Source organism: Rhodococcus sp. EPR-147 (assembly GCF_001647185.1).
In the GTDB taxonomy this organism is placed as follows: domain Bacteria; phylum Actinomycetota; class Actinomycetes; order Mycobacteriales; family Mycobacteriaceae; genus Rhodococcoides.
In genome coordinates this window covers 1-19,704 of record NZ_LVCU01000488.1, presented here as the reverse complement: position 1 = coordinate 19,704, position 19,704 = coordinate 1, and the positions used below count along the sequence as shown (strand labels likewise).

The following is a 19,704-nucleotide window of genomic DNA, read 5'->3' as shown; positions in this document are numbered from 1 at the left end:
ATCTCGGTGCCGACCTCACCGGCCAGGTCGATGAACGAAGAGTCCACGGGACCCGACGCGCAGTAAACGCAGACGCTGAGCGCGCGTTCGGTCGATGCTCGCTCGCTCATTGCTGGGCCTCGCGGACGATCCGGACAGCCTCGTCGACGCTGTCGGTGCAGTGGATGAGGTCGAGGTCCTTCTCGGACACCTTGCCTTCTTTCAGGAGAGTCGTCTTTATCCATTCGAGCAATCCAGACCAGAAGTCCTTGCCCAGCAACACGATCGGGAATTTCGTGACCTTGGCGGTCTGCACCAGGGTCAGCGCCTCGAAGAGTTCGTCGAGAGTACCGAAACCGCCGGGAAGGCACACGAACGCCTGGGAGTACTTCACGAACATGGTCTTGCGCACGAAGAAGTAGCGAAAATTGACGCCCAGATCGACCCACTCGTTGAGGCCCTGCTCGAAGGGCAGCTCGATGCCGAGCCCGATCGAGTAGCCGTCGGCCTCGCTCGCACCGCGGTTGGCCCCTTCCATCGCGCCCGGCCCGCCACCGGTGATCACGGCGAAGCCCTCCTTCGCAAGAGCGGCTCCGAGTTGCCGGGCGCGCTCGTACTCGGGATGGTCGACGGGGGTGCGCGCCGAACCGAACACGGTCACGGCCTTCGGGACCTCAGCGAGTGCGCCGAATCCCTCGACGAATTCGCTCTGAATGCGCAGCACTCGCCAGGTGTCGGAGTGAATCCAGTTCCCTGGCCCTCGCTCGTCGAGCAGCCGTTGATCCGAAGTGGAGGTCTCGGTGTTCCGGCCACGCCGAAGTACTACGGATCCCTTGTGCTTGGCCGGCTTCTCGCTGCCGTGTCCTTCAACGCTGTTCATGGCGTTCAGGCTATCCGGCAGAGAGGTAGCTCCGGAGAACCTGTGTGACATGGGTGATCTGCTCGACGGGTACGCGTTCGTCGCGCTTGTGGGCCAGATTGGGGTCGCCGGGTCCGTAGTTGACCGCCGGGATCCCGAGCGCCGAGAAGCGGGAGACGTCCGTCCAGCCGTACTTGGCCCGGAACTGTCCGCCCGCTGCCTCGATGAGAGCGGCCGCTGCGGGTCGGTTCAAACCGGGAAGTGCTCCGGGCGACGAGTCGGTGACCTCGAAGCCGAGATCCAGTCCCTCGACGACCTCACGAACGTGTTCGACGGCGTCGTCGACGTTGCGATCCGGCGCGAAGCGAAAGTTGACGTCGAGTTCGGCTGCGTCGGGAACAACATTGCCCGCGACCCCACCGGAGATCCGGACTGCTTGCAGCCCTTCGCGATACACGCAGCCGTCGATATCGACTGTGCGCGCGCGATACGCGGCGAGTCGATTGAGGACCGCACCGAATCTGTGAATTGCATTGTCGCCCAACCAGGATCGGGCACTGTGAGCCCGTGTTCCCGACGCCGTCAGCCGAACCCGCAGCGTCCCTTGGCAACCCGCCTCGATGAATCCGCCGGACGGTTCGCCGAGGATCGCGACGTCGGCAGCGAGCCATTCGGGGAGTTCGCGTTCGATCCGGCCCAGTCCGTTCCGCGCGGCCGCGATCTCCTCGCAGTCGTAGAACACCAGGGTCAGATCGTGCGCAGGGTTGTCGATCGTGGCGGCGAGGTGCAGGAACACCGCGTCACCCGACTTCATGTCGACGGTTCCGCACCCGTGCAGAATGTCGCCCTCGGCGCTGTCGTGCTCGCGCCTCGACGGCACGTTGTCTGCGATGGGAACCGTGTCGAGATGACCCGCGAGCATCACCCTCGATGCGAGTCCGCGGTTCGTTCGGGCCAGCACGGCGTTGCCGCTGCGGATGATCTCGAAGCCCGTCGTCTGCTCGCGAAGCGCTTGCTCCACCTCGTCTGCGATGCGCGATTCGTCCTCACTGACACTGGGGATGTCCACCAGTGCCGCGGTGAGGTCTATCGGGTCGGCATGCAGTTCGAGCGTCACGGGAGAAAACCCTAGGCCGTGGATCCCGGAATCTCGCGGACCACGCCGTCGAAGCCGGCACCGAACAATCTTCCGCTCGAGAAGCCCTGGTCGGAACGTCCGTAGGCCACGACCCTCGTCAACCGCGTACCGGTGCCGATGACACATGTCGCCCCCGGCGCATCGATGCGGACGACGGAGCCGCCTGCGTTGAGCGGCACCACCGGGCGTCCCGCATCGTCGAGGGTGAGCCCGTCCGGAGCCGCGAAGCCGTCGAGTCCCGACAGGTCGAGAACACTTTCCGGTGCCGAGGGGTCGGCGATCGGGATCCGGCTGACGCCCGGGTTCACGAAAGTCCGCGAGACGTACAGGTACCGATCGGCGGCGTCGAGCACCGCGCCGTTGGCACTGGGGAAGCTCGCCCACGCCGGGTCGACCGAGCCGTCGGGGCCGATCCGGCCGATCAGCGAGCCGAAGTCGTTGGTGGCGTACACCGTTCCGTCGGCGCCAACGGCAAGGCCGTCGGCCGCGCTCAGACCGGACGCGAACGGAGTGACGGTGAGAGTGTCGACGTCGAGTCGAACGATCCCAGCGGCCCTGACGATGTCTCCGACGAAGACGCGAGGGTCCGCTCCGTAGCCGACCAGCAGGGTGCCGTCGGGCATCCAGGCCAGAGCGCCACCGCCTCCGCTGGGGACCGTCGCGATGGGATAGGCGGCCTGTCCTGGCCCGTCGATGCGGTACACCCGGCCGGAGACGATGTCGGTGACGTAGGCGCGGCCCGACGCGTCGACTGCCAGTCCTTCCAGAGCTGACCCCGGGATTCGTGCGACCACTGCCGACGGCCCGCCTGCTCCGGCGCAATCGGGATCTGCGGCTGCGGTGCCGGAGCCGAGGGCGACGCCGCCCGACACCACCACGGCGGCAGCAATCGCCGTGACGACCGAACGTACGCGCGCGGACACGCTCGAATTCATGGCACTCCCCCAGCCTCGGCGACCCCCTGTCAGCCGATGACGATGTCTACCACGCGCCTGTGACAACCAAACCCAGCGCGACTCCGAGCACGATCGTCGTCGCCAGAGTCGTCACCAACCCGGTGAAGGAGACACTGCCCGCCATCACCGAAGTCGCGCCACGGCTACGGGAGGCGGTACGAGTGATCACCGGACACACTCTGTCAGCTCCCCCGCCGCCGATTCGTCGGCCTGCATCCCGATGCGATCACGCTCGGCAGTCGAACCGATAACGAACCGACGCAGCACCCGAATCGAGGTGTTCCCGCAATCCGCGCGCCCGAGACCGTGTGCAGAACAGTCGCCGACCGGAGCCGGTTGCCGAGCCCACCGCATTCGGCCCACCGCGTATTCTTCGTCCCGTGAGCGCACATGGAGCATCAGCAGTAGGAATAGCCAACATCACGACGTCGGGCGTTGTTCTCGACACCTGGTTTCCGAGCCCGGAGCTCGGGTCGGGCTTCGAGACCGGCACCACCCGGCTCGAGGGTTCGGACATCCCCGAGGAGCTGGCCGCTCTCGTCGGACCGGACGAGGCGCGCGGCGTCGAGGTCGTCGCAGTGCGCACCAGCATCGCCTCGCTCGACGACGCCCCGATCGACGCCCACGATGCGTATCTGCGACTGCATCTGCTCTCGCACCGGTTGATTCAGCCGCACGGGCAGAACCTCGACGGGGTGTTCGGTCTGCTGGCCAACGTGGTGTGGACCAACTTCGGGCCTGCTGCGGTGGACGGTTTCGAGACGGTGCGCGCAAAGCTGCGCGCCCGCGGTCCGGTGACCGTGTACGGAGTCGACAAGTTCCCACGCCTGGTCGATTACGTCGTTCCCACCGGAGTTCGTATCGCCGACGCCGACCGCGTTCGTCTCGGCGCGCACCTGGCCAGCGGGACGACGGTCATGCACGAGGGCTTCGTCAACTTCAATGCCGGCACGCTCGGCAACTCGATGGTCGAGGGACGTATCTCCGCGGGTGTCGTGGTGGGCGACGGTTCCGACGTGGGTGGCGGTGCGTCGATCATGGGCACGCTCTCCGGTGGCGGCAAGAACGTCATCTCCGTCGGTAAGAGCTGCCTGTTGGGGGCGAACTCCGGGCTCGGCATTTCGCTCGGTGACGACTGCGTCGTCGAGGCCGGGCTCTACATCACCGCCGGCACGAAGGTGAGCGGTCCGGATGGGACAGTGGTGAAGGCTGCCACGTTGTCCGGCAAGTCGAACCTGCTGTTCCGTCGCAACTCGCTGTCGGGTGCTGTCGAGGTGGTGCCGTGGAAGGGTACCGGCGTCGAACTGAACGCGGCATTGCACGCCAACGACTAGCTTGCTCCACCCCAATCGGCCTGTCGAACAATCTCTTTTAGCCCCGCACCGGTGTTTCGGTGCGGGGCTGGAGTGGTCTGTGGGCGGGTTCAGGCGATGTGGGGGCCTGCTCGGGCGTGGGATGGTCTGGGTTGTCGGTAGGGGTCGACGGTTGCTGGCGGTACGAGCCCCCGCAAGCGGGAGGTGCCCCCACACGGGTGGTTGTCGGTGCCGATGAACACTTCCCAATCGGAGTGGTGCATGAGGCGGTGGTGGAACCCGCACAACAGAACCAGATTGTTCATGTCGGTGGGGCCGCCGTCGGGTGTTGATGTCGACTGGATCGGCTGTGACGGTGTCGGATTCTGTTGCTGCGCCTGAGGTTTCGTCGTCGGTGATGTCGTCTTCGCCTCCGTAGTTCTGGAGGTCGGTGAGGTCCTGCAACCGGATGTGCAGGTTCAGGTGCGGGCGCTCTCCGCCTTCGATGGGGCGGTCACTGGAGGCGAGGTAGTGGTCGAGGATCTGTCCGAAGGCGTCGGCTCTGCGCTTGGCGGGGCTGCGCTGGTCTTGGGTGCCGTCGGCGGCGGGGTGGGGTTCGGTCAACGGCGAGAGGGCAGTGAGCAGCTTCTCGCCGGTGACAGCATCGAAATCACCTTTGGTATCAGCCGCAAGTTGAGGGTTGTGGAGGCGAAGAGTTCGTTGCGGTCGGTGTTCTCGGCGGGTGGTTTCTTGCTGCCGAAGCTGTCTTCGAGTCTGGTGATCGCTGCTCGGATCCGGCCGGTGCGTGCGCCGGGCCCGGTAGCGGCGGCGATCAGAGCTTTACGTGCGGCATGGCGACCCTTTTCCGGCAGGTGTTCCGGTGGGGTTTCGGCGAAGGTGAGGATCAGCGCGGCGTGGTCGATGGTCATCACGCCGGTGTTCACGGCGGCGGCGATGTCGGGGAATGCAGCCATGCCGCGGGCGAGGGCGACGATCTTGGTGGCTTTGGACGGTGAGAGCAGGGTGGTGGAGGTCAGCCAGCCTGCGGGTCCGGGGAAGCCGAGTTTCTCCCGGCTGACGCGGGTGTCGATCTCGGCGACGAGAGAGATCCGGCGGGCCTCCAGCAATTGGATTTGGTGGGAGACCGCGGTGGCGTCGGCGAGGAGTTCGCTCTCGCTCAGTTGCCAGATCTCCGTGGTCATGGAGCAAGTGTATCGAACGCGCGTTCGACTGGCAATCGTAGTGCAATCGAAAACTATTGCCCTGCATAAGGATTCGCGAATCAGAACCTGTCGGTGGCGTGTGATAGGAGCCGACTCATTCTTCACGATTCGCGGTCGACCACCACAGTTCCTTGGTGGTAGAGAATCTTCCAAGCATCGTTACTTCGCTGCCACACCGTGACCCTGCGGGTGAGCCGGTCGTCGAGCAGCAGCGTGTACGTCAGCAGGAAGGTCTCGGGTGCAACTTCCCGTAGCTCGAACCCGCCCGCCTCCCAGTCGGCGTCGAACCGGCCTTCCGGCGCGATCGATATCGGAGGCTCGGACCAGGGTCAGCCGATGGACCCCAGCGACGCCAGAGTCTTCACCACTGCGCGTGCAGCCTCGGCACCCTTCTTCTCCAGGTGCGCGGTGAAGAAGGCTGTGTGGTCGTCGTGTTCGTGGAAGTGGTGTGGTGTCAGCACTACCGAGAACACCGGCACGTCGGTGTCCAGCTGCACTCGCATCAGGCCGTCGATGACCGCTGTTTCGACGAAATCGTGTCGGTAGATTCCGCCGTCGACCACCAGCGCAGCGGCGACGATTGCGGCGTACTTGCCCGTCTTGGCCAACCGCTGTGCATGGAGTGGGATCTCGAAGGCCCCGGGCACCTCGAACACGTCGAGCGGCGTCTCGGCCTGTCCGAGCTTCTCCAGTTCGGCGGCGAATCCCACCCGCGCGCGATCGACGATGTCCAGGTGCCAGCTGGCGTGGACGAAAGCAATGGATCCGGCGAGTGGAGTGGTCATGAGTGCGATGCTAGCGGTATCGCTCGTCGAGCAAGTCGAGTGTCGGGCCATCGAATTCACCGGCGAAATACTTCTGCAACACTTCGCCGAATACGGACGGCCCCTTGGTAGCTTCGGCGAAAAGCGTCATGGACGAATGCAGCTTCAGGTTGTCGGGATAACCGAAGATCTCGTCGACGGTCCGCCCCTCGACAGCCACCACAAGCCGGGCCGCCTTCTTCAAGCGAGGACCCAATACTTCGTGGGACAGGTACAGCTCCGCCTCGATCAGATCGGCGATGCCGAAGTGTTGGGCAGTCGCACTGCGCCCCAATCCGGCCAATTGCGGGAACACGAACCACATCCAGTGTGTCTGCTTTCGCCCTGCTTTCAGTTCCTTCGTCACCGCGGTCCAGACGGGGTCCTGAGCATCGACGAAGCGTTGCAGGTCGTATTCGGTCATGCCGTTCAACTTAGGTGAACCCGCGCAGCAGAGTGTCGACGGTGGCGTCGAGCAGATCCTCGGTCGGGACGCCGTCGAGCAGGTCCCCGGTGGCCAGCATCGCGAGCCCGTGCACGCTCGCGAAAGCGACGCGCGCGAGTATCTCGGGTGGACCCTCGGTGATCACACCGGCCGCGATGGCTTCCTTCAGCAAAGCCTCGGTGGCGGTCATACTTTCGTGTGCAACACTTTTCAGCTTCTCGCTGGCGTCGGGGTGGTGCTTGGTGCTGTACATGACGTCCAGCAACTCCGGGTGTTCGACGGCGAATCCGAGGTAGGCACGGGCGACGCCGCGAAACTTGGCCATCAGCTCACCGGGTCCCGTTGCCGCTGCGACCATCCGGCGGTTCAATTCCTCGAAACCGTGCAGCGCCAGCGCATCCAGCAGCGCCTGCTTGTCGCGGAAGTGGCGCGCCGGGGCACCGTGACTGACGCCGACATCTCTGGCCAGCTGCCGAAGCGACAACGCGTCGACCCCGCCGTGCGCGATGCTCCGTTCGGCCTCGTCGAGCAACACCGCGCGCAGGTCGCCATGGTGGTAGCGCTGCGTTGCCATGACCTCACCCTAGGCGATGTTGGCGTTGACAACAATGCTGACACTGCCTACATTGGCAGCCATGACTTCCACAGCGCTCATCACCGGAGCAAGTTCGGGCCTCGGCGAGGAATTCGCCACCCGCTTCGCCGCACGCGGCGAGAACGTCGTCCTCGTGGCGCGACGCGCCGATCGACTGAACGCCCTGGCACGGCGCATCGAAGCCGATCACGGGGTGACGGCCACCGTCGTAGCCATGGATCTTGGCGTCCCCGGCATCGGCGAAACCCTTCGAACCACATTGGCGGACAGGGGAATCACACCCACCACACTGATCAACAACGCAGGCTTCGGCACGCACGGGAAGTTCGCCGACGAGGATCCGAAGCGCGTGGCCGCAGAGATCGCCCTCAACATCAGTGCGCTGGTCGACCTCACTCACGCATTCCTGCCGAACCTGACCGGCGCACTGATCAACGTCGCGAGTACCGCCGCGTACCAACCCACACCCAACATGGCCGTCTACGGCGCAACGAAGGCATTCGTCCTGAACTTCACCGAAGCGCTGGCCTTCGAGCACCGCGCCTCGCTGCTGAAGATTCTCGCGCTCTCCCCCGGCCCTACCCGCACCGAGTTCTTCGACGTCGTCGGATCCGAGGACGCCGCGGTGGGCAACTTCCAGACCTCCGAGCAAGTGGTCGCGACGGCTCTGCGCGCGTTGGACTCTCGCCGCACCCCCGCCAGCATCGTGTCCGGCCTGTCCAACAAGATCAGCGCCGGCAGTGTCCGTTTTGCTCCACGTGCACTGGCCACCGTGATCAGTGGTCGCCTGCTGAAAGCATGAGGCCGGCAAGGATGCGCTCGAACACCACTCGCTCGGAAGCCGGAATCGCGTCGAGCAGATACCGTCTGACCGCCTCCGCGTGAACGGGCCGCGCGCGCACGACGGCGTCGCGCCCCACCTCGGTGAGAACTACCTCCACTCCCCCGTCGACCGGACGACGAGTGATCAGTCCGCGGTCGGCCATTCGGGTCAGATGATGCGACAGCCGACTGCGATGCCACTCGAGCAACGCCGCCAATGCGCTCTGCCGCAGCACCCCATGCCCTATTTCGTGCACTCGGGTCAGAACCGCGAAGTCCTGATCCGACAAGCCAGTTCTGTCCGCGATCTCCGCGGTGACGCGAGTCCATACGGCGTCCTGCGCCCGCTTCCACGCGTGCCACAGGGCCGTCTCGGATTCGTTCAACAGCGTCATTGCGCCAGCCTATCCACCGACCTGTTGACATGACAACACAACCGGGTGCATGGTGTTGATATGACAACACACACTGCTTTGGTCACAGGTGCCAACCGAGGCATCGGCCTTGCCATCGTCCGCGGCCTCGCCGCCCAGGGGTTTGTCGTCTATCTGGGCTCGCGAGATCTCGCCGGGGGCGTCACCGCGGCCACCGGGATCGACGGAGACGTACGCCCGATTCGGCTCGATGTCACCTCGGCCGACGACATCGACGAGGCCGTCCGACACATCGACACCGAAGTGGGCCACCTCGACGCTCTGATCAACAACGCAGGCATCAACGTCGGCTATCACCGCCCTATCGAGGAGAATTCGTCGGATCTGCGAAAGGTGTACGACGTCAACGTCTTCGCCGTCGTCGATGTGACCAACGCATTCCTGCCGCTACTGAGAGAGTCCCCGGCCGGTCGGATCGTCAACGTCACCAGCAAGCGCGGTTCCATCGGCGAGGACGGCGCATGGGTGGGCACGCCATCGATGGCGTATTCGAGCTCGAAGACCGCTCTGAACGCCCTCACCGTCCACTACGCCCGAGACCTTGCCGATACCCCGATCAAGGTCAACGGAGCAGCTCCTGGGCACGTCGCCACCGACTTCAATGGATTCCGCGGAACGCGATCGCCGGACGAGGGTGCGGCCGTGGCGATTCGACTCGCCACCCTCGACGCCGACGGACCCACCGGACTGGTTTTCGAGGACAACACCGTCCTCACGTGGTGAGGCGTACGCCGCCTACCCCCGTGTCCGACGCGAATCGATCACTCCCGTATCGAATCCGGCCAGGTGCAATCCCCCGTGGAATCGGGCGTGTTCGATCTTGAGGCACCGATCCATGACGACGTTCAATCCCGCTGCCTCGCCGTCGTTGGCCACCTGCTCGTGCCACAGCCCCAATTGAAGCCAGATCGTCTTTGCCTGCGCTGCAATGGTTTCCGAAAGCACTGCAGGAAGGTCGTCGTACTTGCGGAACACGTCGACCAGATCCGGCGGCTTCGGTAGGTCGGCGAGTGTGGGGTAGACCGTCGTTCCTTCGATGTCGGTGACCGTCGGGTTGACCAGAAAGATTTCGTAGTTGCTCGTCGACGAGAGGTAGCGGTTGACGAAGTAGCTTGCCCGCGAGGGGTTCTTGGACGCTCCGACGATCGCGACGGTCTTCGTCTCTCGCAGGATGCGTTGCCGCTGCGGCGCGGACGGGCCCTGCCAGGTGCGTTCGCTCATGACCGAGCCTTTCCTGTTGCCAGTGTCAGGGCCTGATCCAGGTCCCACAGAATGTCCTCGGCGTCTTCGAGGCCGACGCTGATACGAATCAGCTCGGGACCGACACCTGCTCCGCGCAGTTGCTCGTCGGTCAGTTGTCGGTGCGTGGTGCTGCCCGGGTGGATAACCAGCGTGCGCACGTCACCGATGTTGGCGACGTGGCTGGCGACCTGGACGCTCTCGACGAACGCCTGCCCGGCCTCGCGGCCACCGTCGATTCCGAAAGCGAACACCGCACCGGGACCGGTGGGGAGGTACTTCGCTGCTCGGTCGTGGTGTGGGTGACTGTGCAGCCCGGCCCATCTCACGTACTCGATCCGGGGATCTGCCTCGAGCCACTCGGCGACCGCCCGAGCATTGGCGACGTGCGCGTCCATGCGTTGCGGCAGCGTCTCCACTCCCTGGATCAACGTGAATGCCGATTGCGGTGCGAGTGCGCCGCCGATGTCGCGCAACTGCTCGCTGCGCAGCTTGGTCAGAAAGCCGTATTCGCCGAAGTTCCCCCACCACGACAGACCGCCGTACGAATCCACCGGGGCCGTCATCTGCGGGAATTTGCCCGAGCCCCAATCGAATCGCCCGGATTCGACCACCACTCCCCCGAGCGTCGATCCGTGACCACCGCGGAATTTGGTGGCCGAGTGGATCACTATGTCGGCGCCGAATTCGATGGGCCGGCTCAGCCACGGCGTCGCCATCGTCGCATCGATCACCAACGGAATTCCGTGATCGTGGGCCACGGCGGCGAGACCTTCGAGGTCGGCGATCTCCCCCGACGGATTGCCGATGATCTCGGCGTAGATCAGTTTGGTCGAATCCGTCACCGCTGCTGCGTAATCCGCAGGATCGGTACCGGGAACGAACGTGGTCTCGACGCCGAAGCGACGTAGCGTGACGTCGAGCTGGGTCACCGTGCCGCCGTAGAGCCCGGCCGCGGCAACGAGGTGGGCGCCGGTGCCTGCAAGCGCAGCGAACACTGCGAACTCGGCCGCCAACCCACTGGCGAACGCCACCGCCCCGATGCCGCCTTCGAGGCTCGCGATGCGCTCCTCGAAGGCGGCGACCGTGGGGTTGCCGATGCGGCTGTAGACGTTGCCGTACTTCTGCAGAGCGAACAGATCGCCTGCGTCCGCGGAATTCTCGAACACGTAGCTGGCCGTCTGATAGATGGGCACAGCACGCGAACCGGTGGAAGGATCCGGTCTCGCTCCGGCGTGAATTGCTCTGGTACGCAGGCCGAATGTCCGTTCGCTCATGACATCAGGCCGTTTCGAGAACGGTGTGAATCGGGGTGGGATTGCGCGTCAGATCCAGCACGGGGCAGTGGTCGTCGACGGCCTTCTGCAGCTCCTCGTACCGCTCCCGGGTTTCGGGACCGGTGACGGTCACGACGACGCGCACCTCACCGAATCCGGGACGAACGTTGTCGTCGAAACCGAAGAATCCGCGAACGTCGAGGTCACCCTCGGCCTTGGCCTTGATGTCGTCGACGACGATACCGAGCTTCTCGGCCCAGACGCGGTAGGTGACCACCTGGCAGGACAGCAGCGAAGCCAGGTAGTACTCGACCGGGTTGGCGGCCTTGTTCTCACCGCCGAGGGCGGGCGGCTCGTCGACCTCGACGCTGAACTTGCCCAGGGTGACGGTGCTGGCGACGGCATCGTGCGCGGTGGCGGAGGCACGGAACACCGCGTGGGCGTTCTTGGCGTCGGCCTGCACGGCATCGTCGGAGGCAGCGATGACGCCGCCGATGTGGGACACAGAAGTGGTCATGGAGAATTCCTGTTCGATTCGAGGGTTGCCGGAACTACCCGAGGAGCGCGAAATGCTCGTCGGGGATGGGTTCGATCGACAGCTACGAACAGGAAGAAGTGCAGACGAGACCGAAGTCGATGGTGCGACGACGCACGAGCCTTCTGGCTGCGTCGGTCACGTGTGTCTCGGTCACGATGCCGACAATAGCTTACGAGAACTGATCCGCGCCGACATCGGTCTCGTCGTCGGTGATCGCCGCGACGATACGTGCTGCCACCGCATCCGGCGTCAGACCCTGCGGTAGTTTCGGTGCCTGCCCGGCGATCGGCCGCGTCGCAAGCCCCGTCTCGGTGTGCGGCGGACGCACGTCGACGATCCTGATCTTCGACTTCCGCGCTTCTGTACGAACACTTTTCAGCAGCGCGCTCACCGCTGCCTTGCTCGCCGAGTAGGCACCCATGTTCGGCATCGGCTTGTCGGCCACGACTGCACTGACGTTGAGCACGAACCCGCCTTGGTCCAGCGTGGTCAGTGCTTCTCGAAGCACGCGTAGCGGTGCCAGATAGTTCAGCAGCAGCAATTCGTCGACGGTGTCGTCGTCCACCTCGGTCACCGGTCCGAACGCCACAACGCCTGCGGCGATGACGATTCCGTCCAATCCGCCGTGGCGTTCGACGGCCTCCGCGACCCCCGATCGGGCCGAATCGGGCAGCGTCAGATCGGCGTCCACCGTGTGATGGTCCGACTCGATGCTCCGGCCGCTCAGAGTCAACCGAGCCCCGGCCTTCGCGAGCTGCTCGACGATCGGACCGCCGAGACCGCCACTGGCACCGAATACGAGAATGCGTGCGCCGTCGAGAGAGGTCATGATTTCGAGGCTAACCGCCTACTCGAACGCTCGCTGACGACCGGCCGAACGACGTTGCCCGGGGCGTGTACTCACAGCAGTTCGGCCGCGCGGCGAACCACGTCGATGCAGAGGTCGAGATTGAGCGGGCTCAACGTCGAGAAGCCCTGAGCCACTTCACCTTGTTCGAGCACCACCACCCGGCCCGCTGCGACGCTCGGCAACGACGTGAACAGTCCGGTCTCGACGATTCCGGCCGAGCCGAAGTCGAACACGACGAGCACATCGGCGTCGGCGAGGACGTCGGCGTTCTCGGCGGAAAATTCGGGACGCGGGGCGTCGGCTGTCGCTCCGTCGGACAGTGCGGCGACCGTCGTGAACCCGGCTCGCCGGAACAGATCGACGGCGGGGATCGACTCGTGACCGAGCCCGTAGAACATGGACGTGTCGTAGGCGGCGATCAAGCCGACGGTGGCACCGCCGACGTCGAGCCCTTCGAGCGCGGCGGACATCCTGGCGTCGGTGTCCGCGATGAGCTCGTCGGCGCGATCTCGCCGGTCGAGTGCGTCACCGATCATCTCGAGGTTGGCCCGCCAATCGAACGACGCGATCTGCACCACCGGGGCAAGCGATTCGAGCTGAGAACGGGAATCGGCCACCCCGTCGTCGCCGATGATGAGATCGGGTTCGGCGGCTGCGATGCGCTCGGTGTCGATCGACTCACCGAGGGAGATCCGCTCACTCGTCCCACCGAGTTCGGCGAGGGCGTTCTCGTGCCACTCCCATGATCTGTTCGGTGCGCCGATCATCTCGGCGAAGCCCTCGCGCACCCCGAACTGCACGGGGACGACCCCGAGCGCAAGTACCGTATCGAGATCCCACAGGTTGGCCACACAGGCAACCCGCTGCGGTCGACGGTCGATCACGACGGACTCACCCGCATCGTCGACGATCGTGCGGGGATAGCCGTCCCCTACCGTCCCATCGCCCGTGGCCTGCTCCTCACCGCTACCGCAGCCGGCGATCAACGCAGCGAGGGCAACGCTGCCGATGAGGAACTCACGACGCGTCGCCGCCTCGATGATGGTTGCCTCCGATCGGTGTGCTCCGAGAGCGAAAGCGGCGGCCGATTCAGGCGCAGGTGCGGTCATGACCGGAAACAATAGGCATGCCTAACCTATGCCGTCAAGGGGTCATCAGCCGAGCAACTTCTTCTGGACCTTGCCCATCGCGTTGCGTGGGAGAGAGTCGACCACTCGAATCTCGCGGGGCCGCTTGTGAATCGAGAGCTCGGTGGCCACCAGATCGATCAGCACTCGATCCTCCACATCGGTGCCGACGACGTACGCCACGATGCGCTGGCCGAGGTCGTCGTCGGGCACACCGACCACGGCCACCTCGTCGACGCTCGGATGCCCCAGCAACACCGTCTCGATCTCCCCTGCGCCGACGCGATAGCCGCCGGACTTGATCAGATCGGTCGAGGCTCGTCCCACGATTCGGTGGAAGCCGTCGGGCTCGACGAGAGCGACGTCTCCGGTGTCGAACCACCCGTCCTCGGTGAAGGTCTTCGCCGTCGCGTCCGGGTTGTTCAGGTAGCCGTCGAACAGCATGGGGCAGCGGATCTGCAACGCTCCGATGGATTCGCCGTCGTGCGGCAGGATTTCACCCTTCTCACCGCGCAGCCGGGTCTCGACGCCTGCGACCGGCAGTCCCACCGAGCCTGCTCGACGCTCCCCGTCGGCGCGGGTGCTGATGGTGATGAGGGTTTCACTCATGCCGTATCGCTCGATCGGGGCCTGGCCGGTGAGTTCACGTAGCTTCTCGAACACCGGGACCGGGAGCGGCGCACTACCGGAAACCAGCAGTCGGGCACCGGCAAGGGCGCGGGCCGACGCCTCGTCCGCGGCGACACGCGACCATACGGTCGGCACCCCGAAGTACAGGGATCCGCGCGCTGCCGCGTAGAGCTCCGGCGTCGGCTTCCCGGTGTGGATCAGCGGGCTGCCCACTCGCAGGGGGCCGAGGACGCCGAGGATGAGACCGTGCACGTGGAACAACGGAAGTCCCTGCACCACAGTGTCTCTCGATGTCCAGGCCCAGGCCTGTGCCAACGCGTCGAGCCCGGCCGCGATGGCACTGCGAGAAATCAACACGCCTTTCGGCGGGCCGGTGGTACCGGAGGTGTAGAGCACGAACGCGACCGAGGACGGTTGCGGTTCGGGGTAGCTGTGCCACGACCGTGCATGCTGACGCACCGGCAGGACCTCGAGTCCGGAGGTGTCCGGCGGCGCTTCACCGAGCCACGCCTGCGCGCCCGAGTCGTGGAGGATGTGCTCACGTTCGGCCACCCCGGCGTCGGGCGGAACCGGCACCACGGTGACACCGGCGATGAGTGCACCCACAACAGCGAGCACCGTCTTCACCGACGGCGTCGCGTAGACCGCCAGTCGGTCGGCACGCGAGATGCGTTCGGCCACGGACGTCGCCGCGCCCAGGATGTCGGCACGGGAGAGCGAGACTCCGTCGATCGTGATGGCGTCGGGAATGTCGTCTCCCCGCGCAACGGCGAGTGGGTTCAGTGAACGAAGCAGCACATGGCTACCGTACATACATGGACGTGGACGGAATCGACACCGGCGACTACGCCGAGTACATGACGGTCGCCGCCGGTGACCTGCAGGCGGGTGTCTATCTGATCGGAACCGACGCCGAGCAGGACACCGATTCCCAGGACGACCTCGACCTGGACCTCGAGGACTCCGATTCCGACGATGACGACATCGACATCGCACACGTCACCGACGGCGCGCCCAGGCTGGTCTACTCGGTGCAGTCCGACGACTTCTGGACCCGTGTGGAGTTGGCCGATCTTCGAGCCACTCAGCTCTACGAGGAAGCGCACGCACGCAATCCCGAGGTCAACACGGAGCCCAAACGCTTCACCACCGTCGAGGCGTTCGGCAGCAACGAACTGGTCTACATCCTGCGCATCCGACGCGGCGGCTGGGACGTGGGCGAGCCGGACCTCGAGCCGTGATCGGCGCGCTCCGTTAGCCGGCGGACCCGACAGTTCCGATGCCGAGCGCGACCAGGAATCCGGCGCTGATGCGGTCCAGCCAGTCGGTCACCGCGGGCCTGCTCAGCAGAGCCACCGCACGTGAGGCGAGAACGGAGAACACTCCCATCACCAGAGCGGCCACCACCACCTCGACCAGCCCGAGCGTCATGGCACCGGTGAAGGTGACCACGGTGAGGAACTGCGGCACCACTGCGAGGTAGAACAGCCCGACCTTGGGATTGAGCGCGCACGAGAGAACTCCGGCGCCGAACGCCGACCACGCAGACGCAGCGACAGGCACCAGCGGCTCACCGGCCACCTTGTTCTTCCGTCGGGCGCGGAAAGCCTTCACGCCCAGGTACAGCAGATACAGTCCGCCGAGAATCTTGACGACGCGATACGCGGTCGCGGATTGCTCGACGATCGCCGCCAGCCCGACGGCTACCAGCACCGCCCAGAACAGTCCACCGATCGCGACGCCCATCGCCGCCGCGATCCCGGGCTTGAGACCGCCGATGCTGTAACGCAGCACCAGAAACGAATCGGGCCCGGGCAGAATCGCCAGCAGAAAGCACACACCGGCGAAGCTGAGCAGCAGGCTGAGGGTCATGGGTACATGAGAACACCCGGTTCGAGTTGGGTCCAACTGACGTGAGTGTCCACAATTCTCATCGAGAAGCGGAATCCCGTTCGCCGAACCGAATAGTGGACACTCAGCGCACCACAACACTCAACGCACTACGACACTGGACTCAGCCGCGCAGGCGATCCGCCGCAGCCTCGATGCGTTCGTCCGTGGCCGTGAGTGCGATGCGCACGTGCTGTCCACCGTTCGGACCGTAGAACTCTCCCGGTGCAGCGAGGATGCCGCGTTCGGCGAGCCAGTCGACGGTGTCGCGGCACGCTTCGCCCCGCGTCGCCCACAGGTACAGCCCGGCCTCGGAGTGGTCGACGGTGAATCCGGCTGCTTCGACGGCTTCCTTCAATACAGTCCTGCGTGATCGGTAACGCTCGCGCTGGATGTTCTCGTGTTCGTCGTCGGCCAGTGCGGCGGTCATGGCGGCCTGGATCGGCAACGGCACCATCATGCCCGCGTGCTTGCGTACCTCGAGCAACTCGGCAACCAGGGATGCGTCGCCGGTGACGAAGCCGGCGCGGTAGCTGGCCAGATTCGAGGTCTTCGAAAGCGAGTGCACCGCAAGCAGATTGGTGTGATCGCCGTCGCACACGCGCGGATCCAACACGGAGACCGCTTCGGCGTCCCAGGTCAGTCCCAGGTAGCACTCGTCCGAGACGACGATGGCGTCACGCTCGCGGGCCCACTCGACGACTTTGCGGAGATGCTCGACTCCGAGCACCTTGCCGGACGGGTTGGACGGTGAATTGACGAAGATCAGCGACGCCCGCTCGGGGCCCAGACGCGACAGCCCGTCGGCTCGCAGAATTCGCGCGCCCGCCAGCAGTGCCCCCACTTCGTAAGTGGGGTAGGCCAATTCGGGAATGACAACCAGGTCGTCGGCTCCCAGGCCGAGCAGCGTCGGCAGCCAGGCGATCATTTCCTTGGTGCCGATGGCCGGGAGCACCGCGTCGGGCGAGAGACCGGTGATCGAGTACCGACGCTCGAGCGCGGCCACCGCGGCCTCGCGCAACGCGACGGTACCGACCGTGGTGGGGTAACCGGGCTCGCCCGCAACGGAATTCAAGGCCGTACGGATCACCTGCGCAACCGGATCCACCGGTGTACCCACCGACAGGTTGACGATGCCGCCCGGGTGCGCCGACGCCTTCTCCTTGGCAGCGGTCAACGAGTCCCATGGAAAATCGGGCAGCGCCGCTGCCACCGCTCTGCGTGCCAAGGCGTCAGTTCTCGCCCATGGGAGGCAGAGCCTTGATGAACGGCGGGTCGTAGTCGGTCTTGCCGAGCTTCGCAGCGCCGCCTGGAGATCCCAGGTCGTCGAAGAAGTCGACGTTGGCACCGACGTATGCGCTCCACTGCTCGGGCACGTCGTCCTCGTAGAAAATGGCCTCGACGGGGCACACGGGCTCGCAGGCTCCGCAGTCGACGCATTCGTCGGGGTGGATGTACAGCATTCGGTTACCCTCGTAGATGCAATCCACCGGGCACTCTTCGATGCACGCTTTGTCCAGTACATCTACGCACGGTTCTGCAATCGAGTAGGTCACTGCTGCTCTCCCCTCCTGTATCGATCGTGGGCGCTCGCGCGCCCTGAGCATCCTAGTATCGCGGTCCGAACCTGGAGCAAACCGACCAGGGTGACCTCACCTGGCTCGATCGGCTATCGCCGCAGCTGCTTCGCGGGCGAGTCGGCCCCGAGGTTCGAGGCTTTCTTGTGGGCCGCAAGCCACTTGCGGCCCTGCTTGGCGGCACGAGAGAGCGCGCCTCGCTCGCCGAAGTATCCGGCGACACCACCGACGACCGGGATGGCACCGAGCACGCGGTAGATGCCACGAGGATGCGGACGCTTCTCCAGCTCGCCTGCGACGTCGCGCAGCACGTTGGCGATCTGCCACATGCCGCGCAGCAGCGCGAACGGACCCGACTTGGGGGACTCTTCCTTCTTCGCCGGAGCACTGTCGGCCAGGGACGTCAGGTCGCGCTTGCACAGCACCGAACCGAGTAGCGCCACATGCGTCTCGCGGTCGGTCACCCCTGATTCACGGGCCACGGCGACGAGCACCATCGCCTGGTTGGCGAACCCGAGCAGATCCTGGATCGGCAGGCGGTTGACCAGGATGCCGAACACACCGGGAAACGCGACGGCAACGGTGTTGAGAGCTCCGATGCGATTGACCCACCACTGCGACCGAGCGTCACTGCCGAGCTTCTCCCAGCCTGCGGTGCCCGGGAAGTCGGTGGTGTCGAAGGCTTTCGCGAGGAAATCGATGACGTTGTCGAGGGTCGAATCATCCGCAGAGGACTCGCGGAACGTCCTGCCCTTGAGCCCTATCGGGTCGCGTGTCGCGAGGATGTCGAGCACGGGATGGATGATGGCGACGGCACTGCTCAGCACCGCGGCGACGCGACGGTCGTCCATGTCAGACAAGCTCCATTTCGAGAGTGACCCCGAGGGTCAGATCAGGCCGGCAACGGACACCGCCGGAGCCGGGCCGTACGTGGTGGTGCGCTGACGAACCGGTCGTCCGATGCCGTCGGCGATCTCGTGCAGTTCCGCAACGGTCTTCTCCGAACCGTTCTGCGAACCCGCCATGCGTGAGATCGTCTCCTCCATCAGGGTCCCGCCCAGATCGTTCGCGCCCCCGTTCAGCATCGCCTGTGTACCCGTGATTCCCAATTTCACCCATGAGGTCTGAATATTGTCGATTCGGCCGTGCAGCATGATCCGGGCCAAAGCATGCACGGCGCGGTTGTCCCGGTTGGTCGGGCCGGGTCGCGAGGCCCCGGCCAGATACAGCGGCGAGGACTGGTGCACGAACGGCAGCGGCACGAACTCGGTGAACCCACCGGTCTTGTCCTGGATCTTCTTGAGCACGTTCAGATGGCCGACCCAGTGCGACGGATTGTCGACGTGGCCGTACATCATCGTCGAACTCGACCGCAGACCGACCTCGTGCGCGGTGGTGATCACTTCGATCCACTCGGCCGCGGGCAGCTTGCCCTTGGTGAGTACCCAGCGGACCTCGTCGTCGAGAATCTCCGCGGCCGTTCCCGGGATCGAGTCCAGCCCCGCGGCCCGGAGTTCGGTGAGCCACTCACGGATCGACTGACCGCCCCGCGATGCCCCGTTGACGATCTCCATCGGAGAGAAGGCGTGCACGTGCATCGACGGCACCTTGGCCTTGACCGCGCGAACCAGATCGGCGTAACCCGTCACCGGCAGTTCGGGGTCGATCCCGCCCTGCATGCACACCTCGGTGGCCCCGACGACGTGCGCTTCCCACGCCCGATCGGCGACCTCGGTGGTGGACAACGTGAATGCGTCGGCGTCACCCTTGCGCTGAGCGAACGCGCAGAAACGGCAGCCGGTGTAGCAGATGTTGGTGAAGTTGATGTTCCGGTTCACCACGTAGGTGACGGTGTCTCCGTTGACCTGCTTGCGCAGATCGTCGGCGAGGGCAGCGACAGCGTCCATTCCCGGGCCCTCGGCGGTCGCGAGCGCGAGGTACTGCTCGTCGGACAACCCGGCCGGGTCCTTCTCCGCAGCCGTCAACGCCGAGACCAGGTCCCGGTCCACCCGTTCGAGGCCCGCGAGATC

Annotated in this window: 24 protein-coding genes and 1 pseudogene; 4 read left to right on the top strand and 21 right to left on the bottom strand. The window is 65.3% G+C overall.

The genetic code is table 11. The features are described 5' to 3' along the window. Nucleotides 1-106: 106 nt before the first annotated feature. From A2J02_RS20985 to A2J02_RS27890, 4 genes are read right to left on the bottom strand one after another with little or no spacing between them, the layout of a single operon-like run. Complete coding sequence (locus A2J02_RS20985; protein WP_068053060.1) at nucleotides 107-859, bottom strand: TIGR00730 family Rossman fold protein; 753 nt, start codon at nucleotides 857-859, stop codon at nucleotides 107-109. A 10-nt stretch (nucleotides 860-869) separates the two neighbouring features. Continuing rightward, nucleotides 870-1,955 carry a succinyl-diaminopimelate desuccinylase gene (gene dapE / locus A2J02_RS20980; protein WP_068283814.1) on the bottom strand — a complete coding sequence of 362 codons (1,086 nt, stop codon included), beginning with the start codon at nucleotides 1,953-1,955 and terminating at the stop codon, nucleotides 870-872. Nucleotides 1,956-1,966: 11 nt separating this feature from the next. After that, on the bottom strand, nucleotides 1,967-2,911 hold the full coding sequence (locus tag A2J02_RS20975) for an SMP-30/gluconolactonase/LRE family protein (RefSeq protein ID WP_068053057.1): 945 nt from the start codon (nucleotides 2,909-2,911) through the stop codon (nucleotides 1,967-1,969). A gap of 46 nt (nucleotides 2,912-2,957) precedes the next feature. Next, the gene (locus A2J02_RS27890; RefSeq protein WP_156516329.1) at nucleotides 2,958-3,101 is read right to left on the bottom strand and encodes a hypothetical protein; all 144 of its coding nucleotides are present in this window, start codon (nucleotides 3,099-3,101) and stop codon (nucleotides 2,958-2,960) included. 211 nt (nucleotides 3,102-3,312) lie between these two features. Between A2J02_RS27890 and dapD the strand changes: the two genes are divergently transcribed. Next, nucleotides 3,313-4,266, top strand: a complete 954-nt coding sequence (dapD, locus tag A2J02_RS20970; RefSeq protein ID WP_068053066.1) for a 2,3,4,5-tetrahydropyridine-2,6-dicarboxylate N-succinyltransferase — start codon at nucleotides 3,313-3,315, stop codon at nucleotides 4,264-4,266. 468 nt (nucleotides 4,267-4,734) lie between these two features. Here dapD and A2J02_RS29095 read toward each other — a convergent pair. The 5 genes and pseudogenes from A2J02_RS29095 to A2J02_RS20950 all read right to left on the bottom strand — a co-directional run. Continuing rightward, a pseudogene (locus tag A2J02_RS29095) lies at nucleotides 4,735-4,911 on the bottom strand (DUF222 domain-containing protein); the annotation flags it as partial. Next, nucleotides 4,845-5,426 (bottom strand): DUF222 domain-containing protein, encoded by a 582-nt coding sequence (locus A2J02_RS20965; RefSeq protein ID WP_068053054.1) that lies wholly within the window; start codon nucleotides 5,424-5,426, stop codon nucleotides 4,845-4,847. The gene A2J02_RS20965 and the pseudogene A2J02_RS29095, both read right to left, overlap by 67 nt. Nucleotides 5,427-5,776: 350 nt before the next feature. Then, the gene (locus A2J02_RS20960) at nucleotides 5,777-6,232 is read right to left on the bottom strand and encodes a 6,7-dimethyl-8-ribityllumazine synthase (protein ID WP_068053052.1); all 456 of its coding nucleotides are present in this window, start codon (nucleotides 6,230-6,232) and stop codon (nucleotides 5,777-5,779) included. 10 nt (nucleotides 6,233-6,242) lie between these two features. Then, a complete protein-coding gene (locus A2J02_RS20955) occupies nucleotides 6,243-6,674 on the bottom strand; it encodes a DUF1810 domain-containing protein (protein WP_068053063.1) in 432 nt (143 codons plus the stop codon). A gap of 10 nt (nucleotides 6,675-6,684) precedes the next feature. Beyond that, the gene (locus A2J02_RS20950; protein ID WP_068053050.1) at nucleotides 6,685-7,269 is read right to left on the bottom strand and encodes a TetR/AcrR family transcriptional regulator; all 585 of its coding nucleotides are present in this window, start codon (nucleotides 7,267-7,269) and stop codon (nucleotides 6,685-6,687) included. A gap of 61 nt (nucleotides 7,270-7,330) precedes the next feature. Here A2J02_RS20950 and A2J02_RS20945 point away from each other — a divergent pair, with 61 nt between their 5' ends. Next, nucleotides 7,331-8,092 (top strand): SDR family NAD(P)-dependent oxidoreductase, encoded by a 762-nt coding sequence (locus A2J02_RS20945; RefSeq protein WP_068053047.1) that lies wholly within the window; start codon nucleotides 7,331-7,333, stop codon nucleotides 8,090-8,092. On the opposite strand, the gene A2J02_RS20940 is transcribed toward A2J02_RS20945, so the two are convergent. Then, nucleotides 8,067-8,507: a MarR family winged helix-turn-helix transcriptional regulator gene (locus tag A2J02_RS20940; RefSeq protein WP_068053044.1), complete on the bottom strand. Its 441-nt coding sequence runs from the start codon at nucleotides 8,505-8,507 to the stop codon at nucleotides 8,067-8,069. The two genes, A2J02_RS20945 and A2J02_RS20940, sit on opposite strands and share 26 nt — an antisense overlap. Nucleotides 8,508-8,567: 60 nt before the next feature. Here A2J02_RS20940 and A2J02_RS20935 point away from each other — a divergent pair, with 60 nt between their 5' ends. Next, on the top strand, nucleotides 8,568-9,269 hold the full coding sequence (locus tag A2J02_RS20935) for an SDR family oxidoreductase (protein ID WP_068053041.1): 702 nt from the start codon (nucleotides 8,568-8,570) through the stop codon (nucleotides 9,267-9,269). 12 nt (nucleotides 9,270-9,281) lie between these two features. Here the strand turns inward: A2J02_RS20935 and A2J02_RS20930 are convergent, their stop codons facing one another. The 6 genes from A2J02_RS20930 to A2J02_RS20905 form a co-directional block, all read right to left on the bottom strand. Next, nucleotides 9,282-9,767: a CoA-binding protein gene (locus tag A2J02_RS20930; protein WP_068053038.1), complete on the bottom strand. Its 486-nt coding sequence runs from the start codon at nucleotides 9,765-9,767 to the stop codon at nucleotides 9,282-9,284. Continuing rightward, nucleotides 9,764-11,062 carry an O-acetylhomoserine aminocarboxypropyltransferase/cysteine synthase family protein gene (locus tag A2J02_RS20925; protein ID WP_068053034.1) on the bottom strand — a complete coding sequence of 433 codons (1,299 nt, stop codon included), beginning with the start codon at nucleotides 11,060-11,062 and terminating at the stop codon, nucleotides 9,764-9,766. The genes A2J02_RS20930 and A2J02_RS20925 overlap by 4 nt, the downstream gene beginning before the upstream one ends. A 4-nt stretch (nucleotides 11,063-11,066) precedes the next feature. After that, nucleotides 11,067-11,579, bottom strand: coding sequence for an OsmC family protein (locus tag A2J02_RS20920; RefSeq protein ID WP_068053031.1), 513 nt, complete (start codon nucleotides 11,577-11,579; stop codon nucleotides 11,067-11,069). A 190-nt stretch (nucleotides 11,580-11,769) separates the two neighbouring features. Next, complete coding sequence (locus A2J02_RS20915) at nucleotides 11,770-12,429, bottom strand: SDR family NAD(P)-dependent oxidoreductase (protein ID WP_068053029.1); 660 nt, start codon at nucleotides 12,427-12,429, stop codon at nucleotides 11,770-11,772. A gap of 71 nt (nucleotides 12,430-12,500) precedes the next feature. After that, on the bottom strand, nucleotides 12,501-13,559 hold the full coding sequence (locus tag A2J02_RS20910) for an ABC transporter substrate-binding protein (RefSeq protein ID WP_068053026.1): 1,059 nt from the start codon (nucleotides 13,557-13,559) through the stop codon (nucleotides 12,501-12,503). A 45-nt stretch (nucleotides 13,560-13,604) separates the two neighbouring features. Beyond that, nucleotides 13,605-15,020 (bottom strand): acyl-CoA synthetase, encoded by a 1,416-nt coding sequence (locus tag A2J02_RS20905; protein WP_068053023.1) that lies wholly within the window; start codon nucleotides 15,018-15,020, stop codon nucleotides 13,605-13,607. Between the two features lie 2 nt (nucleotides 15,021-15,022). On the opposite strand from A2J02_RS20905, the gene A2J02_RS20900 reads away from it, so the two are divergent. Then, the gene (locus A2J02_RS20900) at nucleotides 15,023-15,448 is read left to right on the top strand and encodes a hypothetical protein (protein WP_068053020.1); all 426 of its coding nucleotides are present in this window, start codon (nucleotides 15,023-15,025) and stop codon (nucleotides 15,446-15,448) included. Between the two features lie 13 nt (nucleotides 15,449-15,461). Here A2J02_RS20900 and A2J02_RS20895 read toward each other — a convergent pair whose 3' ends face one another. From A2J02_RS20895 to cofH, 5 genes are all read right to left on the bottom strand, one after another. Continuing rightward, complete coding sequence (locus A2J02_RS20895; RefSeq protein ID WP_068053017.1) at nucleotides 15,462-16,079, bottom strand: LysE family translocator; 618 nt, start codon at nucleotides 16,077-16,079, stop codon at nucleotides 15,462-15,464. 142 nt (nucleotides 16,080-16,221) lie between these two features. Then, nucleotides 16,222-17,325, bottom strand: coding sequence for a succinyldiaminopimelate transaminase (gene dapC / locus A2J02_RS20890; protein WP_068053014.1), 1,104 nt, complete (start codon nucleotides 17,323-17,325; stop codon nucleotides 16,222-16,224). A 4-nt stretch (nucleotides 17,326-17,329) separates the two neighbouring features. Next, nucleotides 17,330-17,653: a ferredoxin gene (fdxA, locus tag A2J02_RS20885; protein ID WP_008714223.1), complete on the bottom strand. Its 324-nt coding sequence runs from the start codon at nucleotides 17,651-17,653 to the stop codon at nucleotides 17,330-17,332. A 113-nt stretch (nucleotides 17,654-17,766) separates the two neighbouring features. Beyond that, a complete protein-coding gene (locus tag A2J02_RS20880) occupies nucleotides 17,767-18,525 on the bottom strand; it encodes a hypothetical protein (protein WP_068053012.1) in 759 nt (252 codons plus the stop codon). A gap of 36 nt (nucleotides 18,526-18,561) precedes the next feature. Beyond that, the coding region (gene cofH / locus A2J02_RS20875) for a 5-amino-6-(D-ribitylamino)uracil--L-tyrosine 4-hydroxyphenyl transferase CofH (RefSeq protein WP_068053009.1) at nucleotides 18,562-19,704 on the bottom strand (1,143 nt) is incomplete at its 5' end.

Coding starts and splice junctions, on each gene's coding strand:
- A2J02_RS20945 (WP_068053047.1), top strand. CDS start 7,331: ATGACTTCCACAGCGCTCATCACCGGAGCAAGTTCGGGCCTCGGCGAG.
- A2J02_RS20975 (WP_068053057.1), bottom strand. CDS start 2,911: ATGAATTCGAGCGTGTCCGCGCGCGTACGTTCGGTCGTCACGGCGATT.
- A2J02_RS20900 (WP_068053020.1), top strand. CDS start 15,023: ATGGACGTGGACGGAATCGACACCGGCGACTACGCCGAGTACATGACG.
- A2J02_RS20895 (WP_068053017.1), bottom strand. CDS start 16,079: ATGACCCTCAGCCTGCTGCTCAGCTTCGCCGGTGTGTGCTTTCTGCTG.
- A2J02_RS20930 (WP_068053038.1), bottom strand. CDS start 9,767: ATGAGCGAACGCACCTGGCAGGGCCCGTCCGCGCCGCAGCGGCAACGC.
- A2J02_RS20910 (WP_068053026.1), bottom strand. CDS start 13,559: ATGACCGCACCTGCGCCTGAATCGGCCGCCGCTTTCGCTCTCGGAGCA.
- A2J02_RS20880 (WP_068053012.1), bottom strand. CDS start 18,525: ATGGACGACCGTCGCGTCGCCGCGGTGCTGAGCAGTGCCGTCGCCATC.
- A2J02_RS20905 (WP_068053023.1), bottom strand. CDS start 15,020: ATGTACGGTAGCCATGTGCTGCTTCGTTCACTGAACCCACTCGCCGTT.
- A2J02_RS20965 (WP_068053054.1), bottom strand. CDS start 5,426: ATGACCACGGAGATCTGGCAACTGAGCGAGAGCGAACTCCTCGCCGAC.
- A2J02_RS20985 (WP_068053060.1), bottom strand. CDS start 859: ATGAACAGCGTTGAAGGACACGGCAGCGAGAAGCCGGCCAAGCACAAG.
- A2J02_RS20935 (WP_068053041.1), top strand. CDS start 8,568: ATGACAACACACACTGCTTTGGTCACAGGTGCCAACCGAGGCATCGGC.
- A2J02_RS20960 (WP_068053052.1), bottom strand. CDS start 6,232: ATGACCACTCCACTCGCCGGATCCATTGCTTTCGTCCACGCCAGCTGG.
- A2J02_RS20915 (WP_068053029.1), bottom strand. CDS start 12,429: ATGACCTCTCTCGACGGCGCACGCATTCTCGTATTCGGTGCCAGTGGC.
- A2J02_RS20950 (WP_068053050.1), bottom strand. CDS start 7,269: ATGGCAACGCAGCGCTACCACCATGGCGACCTGCGCGCGGTGTTGCTC.
- A2J02_RS20955 (WP_068053063.1), bottom strand. CDS start 6,674: ATGACCGAATACGACCTGCAACGCTTCGTCGATGCTCAGGACCCCGTC.
- A2J02_RS20925 (WP_068053034.1), bottom strand. CDS start 11,062: ATGAGCGAACGGACATTCGGCCTGCGTACCAGAGCAATTCACGCCGGA.
- A2J02_RS20940 (WP_068053044.1), bottom strand. CDS start 8,507: ATGACGCTGTTGAACGAATCCGAGACGGCCCTGTGGCACGCGTGGAAG.
- A2J02_RS20920 (WP_068053031.1), bottom strand. CDS start 11,579: ATGACCACTTCTGTGTCCCACATCGGCGGCGTCATCGCTGCCTCCGAC.